We start from the raw sequence: 17,833 nt of genomic DNA on the forward strand, positions 1-17,833 counted from the left end.
AATACGGATTTTGTTGACACAACAGATCTTGAAACGCTACTATAACAGTACTCATTTGGAAAAGAAAGGGATGCCTCTAGCGATGGCGCTACTTTATAAGATCGGCAATAATCCTATCATCGCCGCAGTGCGTAAGCTCGAAGACATTGAAAAGGCGCTTGAAAGTAAGGTAGACAACGTTTTTTTTATGGGGGGCAATGCTAAAGACATTATTCATGCCGTCCGTCTTACGAAAGAAGCGAAAAAGGGTGCCTTTATTCACCTGGATTTGATTCGGGGACTGTCAAGCACCGATAGAGAAAGTGTTGATTTTATTTCCGAATATGTAGGGGCCGACGGAATCGTTACGCCGAAAAGTTACTTAATCAAGGAAGCAAAGAGGGTAGGACTATACGGGATTCTGCACCTTTTTATGCTGGATTCACTGGCTTTAACCAATGGGGTGAGCTTGGCTCAAAACATTCTTCCTGACGGTATTGAGATTATGCCGGGCGTGATTACCAAGATTATTCATACGTTTTCTGAAACATTGAGTGAAGTCCCGATTATTGCGAGCGGTTTGATTCATACGAAAGAAGAAGTAAAAGAAGTTTTGCATGCAGGTGCGACATCGCTTTCGGTTAGCGATATGGCTCTTTGGAACCTTTCGTTTCAAGACTTGCAAGATAATAATTAATTAGCGCCGGCGGATCGAATCGTTCCAGTGCTTTAGGTCTTAATCTAGTTTATGAGGCGGAGATAGCGACCGTAGGTGTTCCGGCACCTGCGGTTTTTATTTATCCCCATTAACTTATATGAACCCGGCATTTGAACAGATTGACATTATTGGAGCAAAAAGTTCGCCACCTCCGTCCCCCGTTGACAACGGCAGCAGCAGTATAGGGCTGTCCGGTTTCAAGCGTGCATTCTTTTTACTGTAACTTTTTCTGAACTCACACGTGTTTAATTGGGGAGGGAGGGAATGAAGCCGAAAAACCTGGACGCCATTTACCAGCAGTACATGAAAGATGTTTACCGTTACTTACGTTCCCTCTGCTACGACCATCACGCTGCGGAAGACCTGGTGCAGGAAACCTTTTACCGCGCTTATTTGTATTTGGAAGACTGCAAGGAGGATAAGGTCAAACCGTGGTTATTTCGCGTCGCTTACAACGCATTTGTGGATTATAAACGGAAGGAAAGCCGCAGCAGTACGCAAGAACCGGACTTTTTCCGGCACCATGGCCACTCCGACACGCCGGAGGCCGCGGTGCTGAGGCAAGAACGTTGGGATGAGTTCGAAAGGTGGGTGACCAGGCTTCCGTACAAACAACGGCAGGCGCTGCTGCTGCACGATTTCGGCCGGCTAACGTACCAGGAGGCGGCTGAGTTAATGGGGGTTAGTCTGTCGCATTACAAAGTATTGCTGTTCCGGGCAAGACAGCAGCTGCGAAAGTCGGAACGAAAGGATGGAGAGGCATGAGCGAGGAATTCAAACGGAAACTGAAGCAATATGCGGACGGTACCTTACCTGAACATGAAAAAGACGAGATCGAGCGGGAAATGGAAAAAATGGAGGCTTATCAGGCATATTTGGACGAGCTGATGTCCGCAGACGATAGCAGAACAGGAGAGGCCGGCGGATTGGGGGCAGAGGACGCGGCCATAGCCATATCGGCAAAAGCAACGTCTAGTAAAGAAAAAAGTATTATACGCCGAGGGAAATGGAAAGCGCGGTTTACAAGTGCGGCAACCGTTTTGGCGATTCTGATCGTAATTACGATCGTAAGCTCGATCATAACCGGTCTTTTTTACGGCTTGGGGGAGCCGAACCGAATGACAAAATACCAGGATGTTATAACGTCGACAATCGCCGTTACCCGGCCGAATGTCACCATTCATCCGAGCGGGCAAGGCAACGCTTTTTTTACGATGGATTCGTCAGGCAAGCTGAACAAGCAGGTCGGCGACGAACAAGTCGTGATCGGAGATTTCTCCATGAAATTTCTACTTGGAGTGGCGGCGGCGCCTCAAGTTTCGTGGCTGGATAATGGGGGAAGCGGTCAATATACGTTTTATTTCCCCGGCATCCAGTCTTCATCAACTGCGCCCGGAGAAGCGAATCGTTTGAGCGGGGAACGGACGGACGGTTCGGAATGGGTTACACTCGAAAAGCTGCCCGAAGGTACGGTCGCCGAGGCGTATTTGTCGTTCGACCGATTGTTTACAACCGATGAGCTGCTGGCCCGGTTGGAGCACAAAAACATGCAGCCGCTTTGGTTTGCGGCGGATGCCGGCCCCGATTCATGGCGCCGGAACGAAGGCATCGTGGCCTATCCGGTCGGATTTCCGTATTGGCCGGTGTGGCACGCTGACGATTTAAAGATAGATCATTACGAGGAAAAAAAATCGGGATGGTTTGGCAAAATCGTCTCAAAAGGCGGTTCCTATCCTGCTCTTGCCGCATATGGCGACGGGGCGAAGCGGAACGAAAATTTTTTGAAGACGCTTAATTTGCTGCAGCAATATAAGTCGATTGCGAATAAAGCGGCTCCTTTCACTGATATTGACGGAGCTGCCGGCTATATCCGAACGAACGGCGTCAAGCTTTATGGAGCTGTTGTAACCGGCCCGGTCAAGGAACTGCTGAAGCTGCGGGAAGAGACTTGGATCAGGAACCTCCGGGTGGGCGAGGTTCGGTTGTGGAATTGGCGCGGCAGATAAATTGCCGATTGCGATCGAGTTCAGTTCGGTGCATTAAATGAAAGGTCGTTTGGCGTAAAAGAGGCTAAACGGCCTTTTTCTTGTTGTAATATACAGTTTGACTGTATATAGTATAACTATACAGTTTGGCGATATAAAGTCCGAGCGAATGTATGGAGGGAGAACATGAATAGAGATAAAAATTTGCCGCTTACAGAAACGGTTTATTATATTCTTCTGGCATTGATGGAACCGGCACACGGCTATTTCATTATGCAGAAGGTAGAGGAGTTAAGCGGCGGACAAGTAAGAATGGCGGCCGGGACGCTGTATGGAGCGATTGAGAATTTGGTGAAGCTGAAATATATTCAGCCGATCCAAAGCGAGGATAGCCGGCGCAAGGTTTATGCGATTACAGAGCAAGGAAAGCAAATTTTGCGGCTTGATTATGAAAGAATGAATCACATGCTTGAAGTGACCAAGGGGATATTAAGCTGAGGATGGAGGGAACGAGATGAGAGTGTTTAAGTTTTTTGTCGACTTCGAAAAGGAAGAAAAATGGCTGACGGATATGGCCAAGCAAGGATATCAATTCACGAATAAATCCATCGGGTATGAATTTCAAGCTGCCGAGCCTGAAAATGCCATTATCAAAATAGATTACCGCACCTTTAATAAAAAGGGGGATTTTGAGGATTACCGCGCTCTTTTTGAAGACTGCGGCTGGGAACACATCTCAGGAACGAAAAATTCGGGAGTTCAATATTTTAAAAAAGTGGATGAGAACGGCAGTGAACATATTTTTTCAGATGCCAGCTCCAAAGCCAGCCGGTATAAAAAAATATCTCAAATGTGGATCTCGCTGGCGACATGTTTTATCCCCATCTTTGCGGTGCTTATTTCGACAGGTTCTATCGATGTAAAAGCACTTCTGAATCCGAAATTGCTGTATTATACGCCGGGGCTGTGGGATTTAACCGGAGCCGCTTTTTGGAGAGCTTTTTCCTTTGAAACGCCGTTTGCATTTTTTAGAGGTTTTATTTGGGTCATCATTCCGCTCATGATCGTTTTATATCTTACATTTGCCTACAAAGCGAATAAACATTATGTGAATACAAAAGAAGATAAACATGAATAAAAGCCAGTTGGGGTTAGCCGCGGGGGATGGAACATGACGCGACCTCCGAGAATCCAAGATACGGGTTCCGGAGGCCGTTTGATTTCAATTCAAGTGTTTGAACGGGCATAAACGTGTTTCTCCGTAAGGACTCAATCAGAAGCTGCATCTGCATCTCGCCGCTTCCTCAAATCGGCGGCGAGCGCTTCGGTCCGCTGCTTGTTCAGCGGGTACAGGAACACGATAATTAACGCCACCACCAGCAAAAGAACGGCAGGGACCAGCGTGCCCAGCATATGAATGCCGCTGAGCGCGTCCGCAGTTTGCGTTTTGCCTCCGGCATTGTAGCCGACCTCGGCGATGGCAAAGCCGCCTAACCCGCCGGCAACCGCCTGACCGACCTTGCGGGCGAAAGAGTAAATAGAGTAAACGGTTCCATCTTCGCGTTGTCCGGTAATATATTCGTGGAAATCAATTACATCGGTGACGAAAGCCCAGATGAGCAGGTTAAAGAAGGCATACCCGAACATGGCGATCGTCAAAATCGCGATAAACGGCATGATGCCGAGACCGGGCTGCAGGTATAACGCGAGGTAGGCGACAGCGGACAGCAGCAGTCCGAGGGTGATGGTCGTTTTTTTGCCGAACCTGGACACCAGAGGTTTCACGGCAGGGATTGCCACAAACGCCGCCGCCGTCTGAAGCAGCCCGACCGTACTTAAAGCTTTGGCATTGCCGAACACATCCTTAAACAGGTACACGTTGACGGCGCCGACCATCATAAAGCACACCATGAAGATCAGCGATGCGGCGAGAATGGTCAGCATCGGCCGGTTTTTCACCAGCGCATGTAACGTTTGCCGCAAGTGGATTCTGGTGTGTTCCGTCTGGGTGATTCGTTCCGTAGACAACTTGCAGCATGCCATGTAACACGAAATCGAGAGGATTCCGAACAGAACGGCGCCCAACGTAAACCGGCCTGCATCGGCCTTATTGCCGACGAATAAGATGAGTGGTCCCGCTACATTGATGATCAGGCCGGCCAGCATCGCGCCCATCGTCCGGTAAGTGGAGAGCGCCGTGCGCTCTACCGGATCGCTTGTGATGACCGAGGCCATCGAACCGTAAGGGATGTTGACGGTACTGTAGAACGTGCCCCATACGATATAGGTGATAAAGGCGTAGATCAAATAAAAGTGGTCCGACATGCCCGGGAACTTGACGAACATCAGAATGCCGCTGAGCACAAGCGGGAAGGACATCCGGAAAATCCATGGCTTGAACTTGCCATGCTTGCTTGGCTTGCGGGTGTCAATAAACCGCCCCCATGTAATATCGGCGACGGCATCCCATAGACGCGCCACAAGAAACAATACCCCTACGGTGGCGGCGTGAATATGGAAGATGTCCGTGTAATACACCATCAGGAAGGCGCTCACCAGAATAAAGAAAAAATCGTTGCCGAAATCGCCGAACAAATACCCAAGCTTATCTCTTATGCCAAACTTGCGGATAGGATGAAGCGAAGCTGCCGGAGCAGCTTCGCTGATGATTGGAGTTGGCGTCATAGATTTCACCCCTTGTAACCGAAGTCAGGGATGGCCGACCATCTGCGACGGAGCTCGTGAGCCGCCGCTTTCGGTTTTCGGTCGCGGGTGAACACGCCTTTTTTGTTGCCCTGTACGCGCAGTACGCCTTGACTGGTATTAAAATCAGCGAAATTCCATACTTGTTCGCCAACAAAGCAGGCAAACCGATCGAAAATTTCGTGGTTAGCGCGCAAATACGCCACCTGGTATTCCTCCGTGAACATCACGGGGTCGACATCGTGCAAGCCCGCCACCGTATCGGCGCCGTATTCGGTCATCATAATCGGTTTGCCGGGGCAGCGTTCGGTCCACTGCTGCAATTCCTTGCGCAGCATGAGCCCCGCGGCAGCCAAATCTCCACCTTCGCTATACCAGCCGTAATAACGGTTCAGCGCCAGTACATCGACGAGCTCCGCGACTTTGCATACATCCGGCGTAGACCAGGCGTGAGTAACGATAGTAACCGGGCGCCGCTGCGGGTCGCAGGTTTTGGCCAGCTCTACCAGCGGCTTGAAATACTCATAAGCGCCTTCTTCTTCGGAGGCCGGTTCGTTGGCGATCGACCACATGACCACACAGGGGTGATTTTTGTCCCTGGCGACAAGCTCGCGGATGATGTCCTGATGATGGTCGAAGGTTCCGATATGCTCCCACGTGTTCCTGTGCTTCTTATGTCCGAACAGCGTTGCTGCAAAATTCAAGTGAACCCCGACGGCCGGCACTTCGTCGATCACGACGAGCCCTTCCCGGTCGGCAAGCCTCATCAATTCCTCGGAGTACGGATAATGCGCCGTCCGGAACGAGTTGGCGCCCATCCATTTCATCAGCCGGAAATCCGTAACGTTTACTGCTTCGTCGAAGCCGCGGCCATGGATCGGAGAATCTTCATGTTTGCCGAAGCCCTTGAAATAAAACGGCTTGCGGTTGATGAAGAAAGCGCCGTCCTTCACTTCCACTGTGCGGATGCCGAAGGGTTGCTCGTAAACGTCGATTCGCCGTCCGTCCTGTTCAAGCTCAACCCGAAGGGTATACAGATACGCATTCAGCGGCTCCCACAGCCGGGCTGACGGAATCCGAAACTGCCCCTCGCGGCCTTCAAGCCGCGCTGCGACCTCGCCGGCTTCGTCGATGATGCTTACTTGGATTTCAGCTTCGCCTTCAATAACGACTTCATAATCGACCTTACCCGTAGAATCTTCGACATCCGTAACAACGGTGATATCTTTGATGAAGACGGCCGGGGTCGTATAAAGCTTGACAGGCCTGTGGATACCGGCATAGTTAAAAAAGTCGAAATTAGGGCTGTTGCGCACGACCTTCCCGATGCCCTCCATGTCGGTTTCTTTGTAATTGCCGACCGGCAGCGTCGTTTCATCGACGATATTGTTCACAGCAACGGTCAAGCGGTTATTCCCCGGTTGTACAAGTCCTGCAAGCTCGGCTTCGAATGGAGTAAAGCCGCCCTTATGTTCTACGGCCAAAATCCCGTTGACATAGACCTTCGCCGTATGGGTAACGGAGCCGAAGCGCAGCACCAGACGTTGGGCTTCCAGCACCGCGGGAACGGCGAATTCGCGTTCGTACCATACCCAGCCGACGTGATTGCGGATGTCCCCGTATACGCCAATATCATTAAATGAGGCGGGAACCGCCATCGATATGGCGTTGCCAAGTTTGTTTTCGTACCACTTGTCCTCAAAACCTTTTCCAGCGTCCAACTGAAACGACCAAATCCCGTTCAGGTCGATGATGGCTCTTGTTTCGGTCACGATAGGATACAACATGACAAACAACACTCCAATTCAATTTGAAATCGTTAACATAATTTCATTATACTTAGATCACATGAAAGCCTATAAGACCAAAATAGCGTTTATAGGACTATGTTAACCCATGGAGGATACATGTTATGGAATCGTTAATTTCGGCGGGAACGATCGTTTTTTATTTGACCGATCTGAATACGTACGTCTGGGATGCAACAACCGGGCTGCAGCTTGCCTTCGACCGGACCCCGCTGCCGCAGTTTCTTCAAGATCAGCAGGCCGGCGACTTTGCGGCGATGTTGTCCGAGGTGCGGCAGTACCCGGATCAGGCTTGCGTGTATACGAATGACCTGGGTCTCTCTTACATAGCGGCGTTATGGACTGGGGAGGGGGAGCAGCGGCTGTTTGCCGTGGGGCCGTTCCTGACGCATATGCCCGAATTTTCCATGCTTGCCGCCGTAACGAATAAGGAGCAGAACAAGCAAATCGTGCTGGAAGCTTTTTTTCGCGGATTAAAGCTGATGGGCAACTCCAAAATTCACGGCATGGCCAGCATTGTATACCAGATCGGCGGGATTCGGCAGATCTCGCTGCATTTTGCGGACGTACGGCAGGCTCATGTGAAGTCAGGCGCACGCCAAGGCCTTTCTCTGCAGGAGGCGTTTTACCAGCCGGACCCCGAGCATGCCGGTTTGATCGAGCTCAGGTACAAGATGGAGAAACAGATGATGCATGCGGTCGAGCTTGGGGATATGACGAAGTTGAAGGCATCGTTTCTGAGGTCGCGGGATTTGTTTGATTTCTCCGAACGCTACCCGGGAAGGCCGCTGCGGGCCGTCAAAAACGGCCTTATCGTGTTAAACACGATTTTGCGGATATCCGCGGAACGAGGGAAGGTGCCTCCTTTTTTTCTTCACCATTTGTCGGAGAAATTTGCGATTGAGATCGAACGGCTGGAAAGCCTGGACCAGCATCAGAAGCTGGTGGAGCATATGTGCCTGGAGTATTGCAGTCTGGTCAGACAATACACGCTTGCCGGGTATTCGGCACTGATTCAGAAGGCGGTCGGCTATATGGAGGTACATCTCGGACAGCGCTTCGAGCTGGAAGGATTGGCCCGTTATTGTGAGGTTCATCCGGCGCATCTGTCCAGACAGTTCAAAAAAGAAACCGGCCGCACGCTGACCGATTTCCTGAACGGGCTGCGCATTCGCGAAGCCAAGATGCTGCTCCGGCTCGACCGCAGTCTCATCGAAGAGATTGCGGCCAAACTCGGATATGAGGACCCTGCTTATTTTGCCCGGGTGTTTAAAAAACACGAAGGCATGACTCCGCTTCAATACCGGAATGCGGCGGATGCGGAAGGTAATTGAAGAGGGACATAAGATGATGCGTCAAAATACGTCGTCATAAGCTTGTTCAATAATCCGCAAGTAATCGTCGCGGCCGATCGGCCGAACGTTGCTGGGCGTGGAGTTGTTTAAGAAAGCAAGCTCCGCGATGCGCGGAAAGTCCTCCGGCCGCACACCGGGCAGCTCCCGCAATTTGGGGATGCCAAGCTGCCGGGTGAATTCCCTTATTCCCGTTATGAGCTTGTGTATGGCCTGTTCGTCCGAATCCGCATGATCAGCAAAGCCCATATGCCGTGCCAGTTCAATATGGACGGACGTCTCGGCTTGCGCATTAAATTGCAGAACATACGGCAAAAATACGGAATTCGCCACTCCGTGAGGAGTATCGTACAATCCCCCAAGCGCTTCCGCTAAACAATGCACCGCGGCCACATCGGCTGAACCGAAACATAAACCGGCCAGCAAGCTGCCTTCCAGCATGCCGTAACGCGCTTCTTCGTTGCCTCCGTCGCGGTATGCCGCGGGCAGGGAAGCAACGATCTTCGCCATCGCTCTGGCTCCGACCGCCTGGGAGATGGGGTTGGTGACTTTACACGAATAACCTTCGATGGCGTGTACCAAGGCATCCACGCCCGTTGCGGCGGTGACCGCTTTAGGCACGGTCATCGTCAATTTCGGATCAAGTACGGCCAAGAGAGGGCGCAGCGCTGCATGTTTAAGCGTCAGCTTTCTGTGCGTAGCCGATTCGGTAATGACCGAGGAACGGGTTACCTCGGAGCCTGTGCCGGCTGTGGTCGGGACACAGATGATCGGCGCAATGTGTTCATACGCCTTTTTCCCCTCGACGTAATCGGTGGGCGTGCCGCCATTGGGCCCCAGCAGGGCGATGGTTTTCCCTGTATCCATGGCGCTTCCGCCGCCAATGGCCAGAACCGCCTCCAAACGCTGCTCGTTAAACACCTTGGCCCCCGCCAGACATTCGAGGTCGCGCGGATTTTGGGACAACGCATCGAACAGCACCACGCGATACCCTGCCGATTGAAGCCGGTCCACAATAGGCTGCACGATGCCGGCTTTGACGACCCCTGGATCACTGACCAGCAGGATGGACTGGCCGATCCCCAATGATTTCATCATATCGGGCAGCTGCCCGGCTTTGCCTAAATCCATTTCAATGCGCGTATTGCAAAAATAACTGAAGTTGTCCACTTGTCTCATGCCTCCGAGATACGGTATGGGCTAATCTTATTTCACCCTACGAGTATATCGCAAAACCGTAAACTTCGCAGTATCACTCATGAATTGGGCAAGCTGCTTTCCTATTCGAGATCATGCATCCTTTCATGTTTCGCTGCAAACTGAAAATTCATTTGGCTTTAAGGTTTCCGTCATAGGCATGTCATATGAAGCGGGTACGATAGGTGTTGTAACAAACATGCTTCGCAATAATATCTGGAGGTTATGTTCATGAACATGAAAAAAGCTTGGGCCACCATCTCGCTTGGTGCATTGATCGCCGCTCTGTCCGTCAGTTCCGCTTTTGCAGCGGATAGTACATCCGATGTTAAGGCAGCGAAGCATGCCGCCATTAAACAGGCCAAGCATCAGGCAAGTCTGGAAAAACATGCGGCTGCCAAAGGGTTAACGGTTGAGCAATTCACCGCCCAGCGTCAAGCCAAGGAAGCAGCGCTGAAGCAAAAGGCCGACGTAGCCGGCAAGACGGTCGAGCAGTACAAAGCCGACATGAAAGCGCAGCGTCAAGCTAAGCTCGAGCAGGCTGCTCAGAAGAAGGGTTTAACGGTTGAGGAATACAATGCAAAGAAGCAGGCGAAACATGAGGAAGTAAAACAAGCGGCCGCGGCGCAAGGACTTTCCGTTCAGGACTACAAAAAACAGCAGAAGGAACAACGGCAAGCCGCACATGCCGCCAAACAGGCGCAGAAGAAAGCAGCGAAGCAAACGGCGGCACAACCGCAAACGACAACGGATTAAATAGAGGGTGATCATGGGGCTGTCCCAAAAGGTCTGAGAAGACCTGAGGAGCAGCCCCTTTTTTTTTACACAAAAAGAAACCGGTACCTTCAAAGCCGTTCGAGAGAACATCGTGTTGAAGCGGATTGCCGGGAGACAGCGCACGACTTCCATCATTACGGCACCTAGTCCCTTTGCCCATCTTATGTAGCCCTCGGTAAGGAAGCGGTTGCGAAAATACGGCGCGCGATTCGGGATGTTTGAGCCAATAAAAGTTTCATGATCAACAGGATATTGGGAAAAGCGCACAGAACAGATTAAGAGCCGGATTCAATTGAGCAGATAAATAAATCAGGGGGAGATCCGTTTGTACGGGAAAAAAAGTGTTTTTTTGACTTTATGGCTCTCATATGTGCTGGTACTTGCGATTCCTGTTTCCATCGGTGCAGTGCTATATACCATGATGATAGGGACGCTGACGGATAATGCGAACCGTTCCAATCTGGCTATGCTGGAGCAAGTGCGCCAAGTGACAGACGAACACCTGAGAGAAATCGACAGGCTTACTGTACTTATTGCCACTCACCCCAAAATCCAGCAGCTGTGGATGAACGACGGGGGAGGCACAGATCGGGCGCTTCAATATGTGGAAGCGATTCGTGCGATGAACAGCATACTTAACAGCACGAATTATGTAAGCAATTTCTATATCCATGTGGACAATGAACAAACCGTCGTTGGGCCTAGCTTGAAGGCTGACGCGGATATATTTTTCAATCAGGCGTATCCGTTGCCGGGCATGAACTTTGAGCAGGTTCGCGGAACTCTGCTGACAGGTTACCATTACAAAAGTTTTTTTTCGCTGAACGCAAGCGGAGAGCGCTCCGGCAGCACGCTGCTGAGCACCGTCAGTTTACCAATCGGAGAGAAGGAGCGGCCGCGCGGAACATTGGTCATGCTGCTGGAGAACGAGCAAATTTCCGCGATGTTTAAGCCGATTCAGCAAAGCGGCAAAGGCACGGTATTTCTGGTGGACGGATCAGGCGAAGTTTTGCTTTCCACATCCGCCGATAAGCGGCTTCCTGATGGGTTAAAGGAAGCGGTTGCCGCCAAAAGCGGCAATTCTTCGTTCCATTACAAAGGCGAGCCCCACATGCTTTCATTTACGACCGGTCAAAATGACTGGAAAATTGTCTCTCTTGTCCCGCAATCGGTCGTTTTTCAGCGTGTCTACGAAATCAAATCATGGGCGATCGTATTGCTCGCTCTCATTCTAGTGGCCGGCACGGCGGCTGCATATGGAATGGCCTACCGCAGCTACAGTCCGCTCCGCGACATGGTGTTGGCGCTGCGCATCGGCAGGCCGGCGGACGATCCAAGCGGAAGCAACGAATATGAATATATCAAAACCTCTATAACCCGGACCCTTCTAGAGGGAGAAGAGTCGAAGCGGCGGCTTGACAGCATGATGCCCGTGGCCCGCGCTCATTTTTTGACCCGTCTGCTGAAAGGGCAAAGTACGCCTGCGGACTTGGAGAAGGACGCGCTGCAGCTGATCGGGCTGCACGTTTCGCAGCCGTATGTATATGCGGTTCTGATCGAATTGGAAGAGGACGGCGGATTTCAGATGAAGGAGAGCGAACGGGACCGCTTGTTGGCGCGTTTTATCGTGCATAATTTGGCGGCGGAGCTTGCTGATGGATCCGGTTATGTCACGGAAATGGACCGCAGCCGCTTTGTGCTGGTGATGAACACGCCAAGCAGGGAGGAAGAGGGAGCGCGGCAGCGCGAGCAATTGATCGGCACGCTGAAGCGGTATATCGAGGACCGGTTCCATATGAAAGTATGGATAGCGACCAGCTCCATTCGTCAGGGGCTTGAGGAAGCGGCTGCCTGCTATCAGGAGGCTGAGCATGCGTTAGATTACCGGATTTTGCATGAGGCGGGCACCGTCATTCATTATGAGCAGTTGGAGCGCCGCGAGCAATCGTTTTATTTCTACCCTCTGGAGCTGGAGGCCAAATTAATTAACCATATGAAATGCGGGGACGCGGAACAGGCGGTATCGATTCTTGATCAGCTGTATGAACGGAATATGACGTCCCGCAGATTGACCCCGGAGCTGGGGAAATTTTTATTTTTTGATATGCTGAGCACGATATTGAAGGTCATGCATGCGCTGCAGATCGGCGATCGGCTCTGGCTGGACGGTTTGGAAATTAACCCTGTGAAGCTGATTGCCGACAGTCATTCGGCGGAAGGAATGCTTCACAACATTAAGGAGCTGTGCGAACAAATTTGCCGGCACGTGCGGGAGGCTCCGGGCAGTCAAGCGCAGCTGCGGACGCGGCTGCAGCAGTACATTGAAGAGCATTATTCCGATCACAGCTTCAGTCTCAATGCGATGGCCGACCATTTTGAGATGACCCCGCCTTATATTTCCAGCATGTTCAAAAAACAGCACGGAATCAATCTTACGGATTATATCGCGAACCTGCGCATCGCGCGGGCGAAAGCATATTTGACCGAGTCGAACCTGACGATTCAGCAAATTGCCGAGAAGGTCGGCTATACGACCGATATCGGATTTATTCGCGTGTTTAAGAAATTGGAAGGCGTTACGCCCGGTAAATATCGCGAATTATCCCAGCCTGCTGCAAATTCTTAAATCCGGTTGGTCCATCGAAAAATAGGTTGGTTGCTTATCAAAAAAATGATTGGTGCATTTTAAATATTGCCAATAGGCCTGTTCGCCGATTCTTTCTATACTGAGGCTGCAACACCATCATGCCAACAGAACGCAGGGAGGAATGTAAGCAATGGGAAGTTTGTTGAAATCGACATCGGTAGCGACGATGTCCGCTTTGCTTGCCGTAGCCGCAGCCGGATGCGGCGGAGACAGAAATGTGAAGGATGCCGGCGCGGCTTCAGCGGCTAGTGACGGCAACCCGTATCCAAAGGAAATCTCGTATTGGGTTCCGATGAACGGAAATGCTTCGCCGGTCATGAAATCGTACAGTGAAATGAAATCGTTTCAAGCGCTGGAGAAGAAGACGGGAACGAAGGTCAACTTCCAGCATCCGCCGGCAGCGCAAGCGGCCGACCAGTTTAATCTCGTGCTGGCATCGGGCGCGTTGCCGGACGTGATTGAATATAATTGGTCGACCGTTGCGCGGAGCCCTGACAGTCTGATTAAAGATAAGCAGATCCTGAATTTGACACAGCTGATTAAAGAGCATGCGCCGAATCTGAATAAAGTGCTTGAGAGCAACCCGGAGTTCCGCAAATTGGTTACGACAGATGAAGGGAATATCTACACATTCCCGTTCCTGCTTGGCGATCCGGCACTGGGGACGACCAGCGGGCCGATTATGCGCAAGGATTGGCTTGATAAGCTTAATTTGAAAGCGCCTACAACCATTGATGAATGGGAGACGGTGCTCACTGCATTTCGCGACCGCGATCCTAACGGAAACGGGAAGAAAGATGAAATTCCGCTTTCCTTTGCAGGCATGTCCGAACTCGAGGCCTACAATATTTTTATCGGTGCATGGGGCATCACTCCCGGTTTTTATCAGAACGAAGGCAAGGTGCGATACGGCTCCGTCCAGCCGGAATATAAGCAGTTCTTAACGCTGATGGCGAAATGGTACAAAGAGGGGCTGCTGGATAAGGATTTTGCCAGCGGTACGGACAGTAAGGTGAAGGATGCCAAGGTGACTGGCGACCAGCTCGGTGCTTTTGTCGGATTTGCCGGCAGCGGACTAGGACGTTATTTGACCTTGATGCAGGAGAAAAATCCGCAATTCGCGCTAGTCGGCGTCAAATATCCTTCGCTGCAGAAGGATGGGAATTCGCTCGGCCAATACGTGTATCCCTTCCGCGGCCTTGGCGCATCCATCTCCGCGAAAGCCAAGGAGCCCGAGAAAATCGCCAAATGGCTGGATTACAAATACGGCGAAGAAGGCCACTTGCTGTTCAGCTTCGGGATCGAAGGCGAAAGCTACACGATGGTAAACAATGCCCCCAAATTCACCGATTTGATTATGAAAAATCCGGATAAGCTGCCTGTCGGGCAAGCGATGGCCAAATATTTGCTGGCTATGGGAGACGGGCCGTTTGTGCAGGATATCCGCTGGCTGGAGCAATATTACGAGCTGCCGGCGCAACGTGAAGCGCACAGCGAATGGAAGAAGTCCGATCATTCCAAAATTTTGCCGCCGATTTCGCTGACGTCTGAAGAGAGCTCCAAGGTCGCGTCGATCATGAACGACGTCAAAACCTATAGGGATGAAATGTTCAACAAGTTTATCATGGGCGTCGAACCGCTAGACAACTTCGACAAGTATGTGCAGACGATCAACAAGATGGGACTCGACAAAGCGATTGAATCTCAGCAGGCTGCGCTGGACCGCTACAACAAACGCAAATAATTGCTTAAGCGTCCCGCGGTCCGGGTCGCCGGCGCTGGCGGGGCGGGTCCAAGGGAGAGGAGGGCCAACTTGCGCCGCATCTTGCATGAACTCAAGGCGAACAAATACGTGTACGCCATGCTGCTGCCGGTCATCGCGTATTATGTCGTCTTTTATTACACGCCGATGTACGGCCTGCAGATTGCTTTTAAAGAGTATTCCCCAGGTTTGGGCTTCTGGAACAGCCCGTGGGTCGGATTTGCCCATTTCGAGAGCTTCTTTGGAAGCTATTATTTTTGGAGGCTGATCTCGAATACGCTGCTGCTCAGCTTATATGGAATCGTGTTCGGATTTCCTGCACCCATTGTGCTGGCGCTGCTGTTTAACGAGCTGCGGATCGCCGCGCTCAAGCGGATTGTGCAAACGATGACGTATATGCCGCATTTTATCTCAATTGTTGTCGTTGCCAGCATGCTATACGATTTTTTGGCCCGGGACGGGTTGATCAATCAACTGCTGAACGGCCTCGGTCTGAAGGAGCCAATTGCATTTCTGCAGGAAAGCGCCTGGTTCCGCTCGGTGTATGTATCCTCCGAAGTATGGCAAAATGTCGGCTGGGGTTCAATCATTTATTTAGCCGCCATTGCGGGCATCGATCCGGCTCAATACGAAGCCGCGCGCATCGACGGAGCGGGCCGCTGGAAGATGATGCTGCATGTGACAGTGCCGGGCATTATGCCGACGATTATTATTTTGCTGATATTGCAGCTCGGTCATGTCATGTCGATCGGAACGGAGAAGGTGCTGCTGCTGTACAACTCCAATACGTACGATACGTCCGACGTTATCGGTACCTTCGTTTACCGCAAAGGGATTCTGCAGTCGAGCTTCAGCTACAGTGCTGCGGTAGGGCTGTTTAATTCGGTCATTAACTTTGGCATGCTCGTACTTGCCAATCTGATCAGCCGGCGTGTCAGCGAAACTAAATTATGGTGATGGGGTGATGATATTTCATGCTGCGAAGAAGCTGGGGAGAACGGTGTTTTGACGGGCTGAACGCGCTGCTTATGATTCTCCTGTCGCTAGTGACGATTTACCCGCTTGTATATGTGTTGATGGCTTCCTTAAGTGATCCGGCTTCTGTGGTGCAGATGCGGGGGTTGATCTGGCGGCCTCAAGGTCAGATTACGCTGGAAGCTTATTCGCTTGTGTTTCAAAATCCGTCGATTGTTACCGGGTATGCAAACACGCTGGTTTATGTGGTGGCCGGCACAGCTCTTAACATATTGATGACCTCGCTGGCCGCTTACGCTTTATCGCGCCGGCGCATTATGTGGGAGAATCAGCTGATGTTTTTTATCGTATTTACGATGTTTTTCAACGGGGGCTTGATCCCTACGTTTCTGCTCGTCAACCAGCTCGGCATGATTGATTCGCGGTGGGCGCTGATCATTCCGGTTGCGCTGAGCACGTACAACATGATCATTATGCGCACTTCGTTTCAGGCACTGCCTGCCAGCCTGGAGGAATCGGCCAAAATCGACGGTGCAAATGACATTGTCATTTTGTTTCGGATCGTGCTGCCGCTGTCCATGCCCGTCGTCGCCGTCATGATCCTGTTCTATGGAGTGGCTCATTGGAACTCGTGGTTTAACGCCCTCATTTATTTGCGGAATCGCGAATTGTTCCCGCTGCAGTTGATATTGCGGGAGATTCTGATCTCGAACAGCACCGATTCGATGATGACCAGCGTGGGCAGCGGGGACAAAATGCCGATCGGCGAGACGATTAAATATGCGACGATTATGGTGGCGACACTGCCAATTTTGCTGCTGTATCCATTTTTGCAGCGGTATTTCGTTAAGGGCGTGATGATCGGAGCTGTAAAAGGCTGAGCGGCTTGCAGCACATGTAAACTATAAAAAAAGGAGGAGCGACGATTGAAAGTTTGTCTTATCGGCTGCGGCAGGCAGTCGCAGACTGCGCATGGGCCCGCATTGCAGCGTTACCGGAATGGCCGGCCCGATCTTCGATTGGCCGCATGTTGTGATTTGGATAAGCAGCTTGCCGAGCAATTCAGGTATCAATTCGGTTTTGAACGGGCATACGGCCATATGGACGATATGCTGAATGCGGAGAAACCCGATGCGGTTATCGTATCCGTAACGGAAAAGCGCTCGGCCTCCGTTGCCGCAAACATCCTGGAGAGAAGAATACCGCTTCTGCTGGAGAAACCGCCGGGTATGACGCTGCAGGAGGCGCGCGCCTTGGCCGGCATTGCCGCTCAAGGTGGAGGTGTGCCGCATCGGGTTGCCTTCAATCGAAGATACATGCCGTTGACGCGCAAACTGCGGGAATGCTCGGCCGAGCTGCTGGACACACAGCGGATTTATGCGATCGAATATGAGATGGTTCGTGTCAGACGAACAGACCCGGACTTCTCCACAACCGCAATTCATGCCATCGACACAGCGAGATATCTCGCTTGTTCCGCCTACAAGCAGGTCCGGTTCCATTATCGGGAGCTGCCGCACTTGGGTGACGGTGCAGCCGATATGACGCTGACCGGCAGCTTCGCAAACGGGATTTTTTTCAGGGTCGGGCTGCACCCCGTATCGGGCGTCAATGTGGAAAAGGTGATATTGCGCGGGGAAGAGCGGTCGTTCGAACTGACGTATCCGGTATGGGGCCCTCCGTTTGTCGGCGGCCGGCTGGAGTACACGGAGGCGGGAAAACCCTATGTCTGGGAGGAAGCGGGCAAGGAAGAACCACTAAGCGCTTTCGGTTACGAAGAACAGCTATGCGGTTTTCTCGAGGCGCTGCGCAGCGGCAGGGGAGCAGATTCGAATGATTTGCGCTCCACCTTGCAGTCGGTCGATTTGATGGAGTGCTTGCGGAACCGTCGCACGTCGTGGCAATGCGCACAGCAGCAGGAATAAGCAGA

At 51.6% G+C, this 17,833-nt stretch carries 15 protein-coding genes; 12 read left to right on the plus strand and 3 right to left on the minus strand.

Going from position 1 to position 17,833, the window contains the following annotated elements:
- Window positions 1-55 precede the first annotated feature (55 nt).
- The 5 genes from EYB31_RS13555 (at window position 56) to EYB31_RS13575 (ending at window position 3,820) form a co-directional block, all read left to right on the plus strand.
- Complete coding sequence (locus tag EYB31_RS13555) at window positions 56-676, plus strand: glycerol-3-phosphate responsive antiterminator (protein ID WP_240762399.1); 621 nt, start codon at window positions 56-58, stop codon at window positions 674-676.
- A 285-nt stretch (window positions 677-961) separates the two neighbouring features.
- Window positions 962-1,462, plus strand: coding sequence for a sigma-70 family RNA polymerase sigma factor (locus EYB31_RS13560; RefSeq protein ID WP_131013882.1), 501 nt, complete (start codon window positions 962-964; stop codon window positions 1,460-1,462).
- Window positions 1,459-2,703, plus strand: coding sequence for an anti-sigma factor (locus EYB31_RS13565; RefSeq protein WP_131013883.1), 1,245 nt, complete (start codon window positions 1,459-1,461; stop codon window positions 2,701-2,703). The genes EYB31_RS13560 and EYB31_RS13565 overlap by 4 nt, the downstream gene beginning before the upstream one ends.
- A gap of 165 nt (window positions 2,704-2,868) precedes the next feature.
- The gene (locus tag EYB31_RS13570) at window positions 2,869-3,180 is read left to right on the plus strand and encodes a PadR family transcriptional regulator (protein ID WP_131013884.1); all 312 of its coding nucleotides are present in this window, start codon (window positions 2,869-2,871) and stop codon (window positions 3,178-3,180) included.
- Window positions 3,181-3,196: 16 nt separating this feature from the next.
- Window positions 3,197-3,820, plus strand: a complete 624-nt coding sequence (locus EYB31_RS13575) for a DUF2812 domain-containing protein (protein WP_131013885.1) — start codon at window positions 3,197-3,199, stop codon at window positions 3,818-3,820.
- Window positions 3,821-3,951: 131 nt separating this feature from the next.
- Here the strand turns inward: EYB31_RS13575 and EYB31_RS13580 are convergent, their stop codons facing one another.
- On the minus strand, window positions 3,952-5,367 hold the full coding sequence (locus EYB31_RS13580; protein WP_131013886.1) for an MFS transporter: 1,416 nt from the start codon (window positions 5,365-5,367) through the stop codon (window positions 3,952-3,954).
- A gap of 5 nt (window positions 5,368-5,372) precedes the next feature.
- A complete protein-coding gene (gene uidA / locus EYB31_RS13585; protein WP_131013887.1) occupies window positions 5,373-7,172 on the minus strand; it encodes a beta-glucuronidase in 1,800 nt (599 codons plus the stop codon).
- A gap of 125 nt (window positions 7,173-7,297) precedes the next feature.
- On the opposite strand from uidA, the gene EYB31_RS13590 reads away from it, so the two are divergent.
- Complete coding sequence (locus EYB31_RS13590) at window positions 7,298-8,527, plus strand: helix-turn-helix domain-containing protein (RefSeq protein WP_131013888.1); 1,230 nt, start codon at window positions 7,298-7,300, stop codon at window positions 8,525-8,527.
- Between the two features lie 21 nt (window positions 8,528-8,548).
- On the opposite strand, the gene EYB31_RS13595 is transcribed toward EYB31_RS13590, so the two are convergent.
- Window positions 8,549-9,715 carry an iron-containing alcohol dehydrogenase gene (locus EYB31_RS13595; protein ID WP_131014065.1) on the minus strand — a complete coding sequence of 389 codons (1,167 nt, stop codon included), beginning with the start codon at window positions 9,713-9,715 and terminating at the stop codon, window positions 8,549-8,551.
- A gap of 258 nt (window positions 9,716-9,973) precedes the next feature.
- Between EYB31_RS13595 and EYB31_RS13600 the strand changes: the two genes are divergently transcribed.
- The 6 genes from EYB31_RS13600 to EYB31_RS13625 all read left to right on the plus strand — a co-directional run bounded on the left by EYB31_RS13600 (window position 9,974) and on the right by EYB31_RS13625 (window position 17,828).
- Entirely contained in the window at window positions 9,974-10,498 is a 525-nt protein-coding gene (locus EYB31_RS13600) for a hypothetical protein (RefSeq protein WP_131013889.1), read from the plus strand.
- Between the two features lie 346 nt (window positions 10,499-10,844).
- Window positions 10,845-13,145 (plus strand): helix-turn-helix domain-containing protein, encoded by a 2,301-nt coding sequence (locus tag EYB31_RS13605; protein WP_165452410.1) that lies wholly within the window; start codon window positions 10,845-10,847, stop codon window positions 13,143-13,145.
- 151 nt (window positions 13,146-13,296) lie between these two features.
- Window positions 13,297-14,910, plus strand: a complete 1,614-nt coding sequence (locus tag EYB31_RS13610; RefSeq protein ID WP_131013891.1) for an extracellular solute-binding protein — start codon at window positions 13,297-13,299, stop codon at window positions 14,908-14,910.
- Window positions 14,911-15,027: 117 nt separating this feature from the next.
- Complete coding sequence (locus EYB31_RS13615; RefSeq protein ID WP_131014066.1) at window positions 15,028-15,885, plus strand: ABC transporter permease; 858 nt, start codon at window positions 15,028-15,030, stop codon at window positions 15,883-15,885.
- A gap of 17 nt (window positions 15,886-15,902) precedes the next feature.
- Window positions 15,903-16,784, plus strand: a complete 882-nt coding sequence (locus EYB31_RS13620) for a carbohydrate ABC transporter permease (RefSeq protein ID WP_131013892.1) — start codon at window positions 15,903-15,905, stop codon at window positions 16,782-16,784.
- Window positions 16,785-16,829: 45 nt separating this feature from the next.
- Complete coding sequence (locus tag EYB31_RS13625; RefSeq protein ID WP_131013893.1) at window positions 16,830-17,828, plus strand: Gfo/Idh/MocA family protein; 999 nt, start codon at window positions 16,830-16,832, stop codon at window positions 17,826-17,828.
- Window positions 17,829-17,833: the final 5 nt, after the last annotated feature.

The organism is Paenibacillus thalictri, assembly GCF_004307995.1.
In the GTDB taxonomy this organism is placed as follows: Bacteria; Bacillota; Bacilli; order Paenibacillales; family NBRC-103111; genus Paenibacillus_AF; species Paenibacillus_AF thalictri.

What these genes read in the sequence shown, in the direction of transcription:
- EYB31_RS13560 (WP_131013882.1), top strand. Translation starts at nt 962, where the DNA reads ATGAAGCCGAAAAACCTGGACGCCATTTACCAGCAGTACATGAAAGAT.
- EYB31_RS13565 (WP_131013883.1), top strand. Translation starts at nt 1,459, where the DNA reads ATGAGCGAGGAATTCAAACGGAAACTGAAGCAATATGCGGACGGTACC.
- EYB31_RS13570 (WP_131013884.1), top strand. Translation starts at nt 2,869, where the DNA reads ATGAATAGAGATAAAAATTTGCCGCTTACAGAAACGGTTTATTATATT.
- EYB31_RS13575 (WP_131013885.1), top strand. Translation starts at nt 3,197, where the DNA reads ATGAGAGTGTTTAAGTTTTTTGTCGACTTCGAAAAGGAAGAAAAATGG.
- EYB31_RS13580 (WP_131013886.1), bottom strand. Translation starts at nt 5,367, where the DNA reads ATGACGCCAACTCCAATCATCAGCGAAGCTGCTCCGGCAGCTTCGCTT.
- uidA (WP_131013887.1), bottom strand. Translation starts at nt 7,172, where the DNA reads ATGTTGTATCCTATCGTGACCGAAACAAGAGCCATCATCGACCTGAAC.
- EYB31_RS13590 (WP_131013888.1), top strand. Translation starts at nt 7,298, where the DNA reads ATGGAATCGTTAATTTCGGCGGGAACGATCGTTTTTTATTTGACCGAT.
- EYB31_RS13600 (WP_131013889.1), top strand. Translation starts at nt 9,974, where the DNA reads ATGAACATGAAAAAAGCTTGGGCCACCATCTCGCTTGGTGCATTGATC.
- EYB31_RS13610 (WP_131013891.1), top strand. Translation starts at nt 13,297, where the DNA reads ATGGGAAGTTTGTTGAAATCGACATCGGTAGCGACGATGTCCGCTTTG.
- EYB31_RS13615 (WP_131014066.1), top strand. Translation starts at nt 15,028, where the DNA reads ATGCTGCTGCCGGTCATCGCGTATTATGTCGTCTTTTATTACACGCCG.
- EYB31_RS13620 (WP_131013892.1), top strand. Translation starts at nt 15,903, where the DNA reads ATGCTGCGAAGAAGCTGGGGAGAACGGTGTTTTGACGGGCTGAACGCG.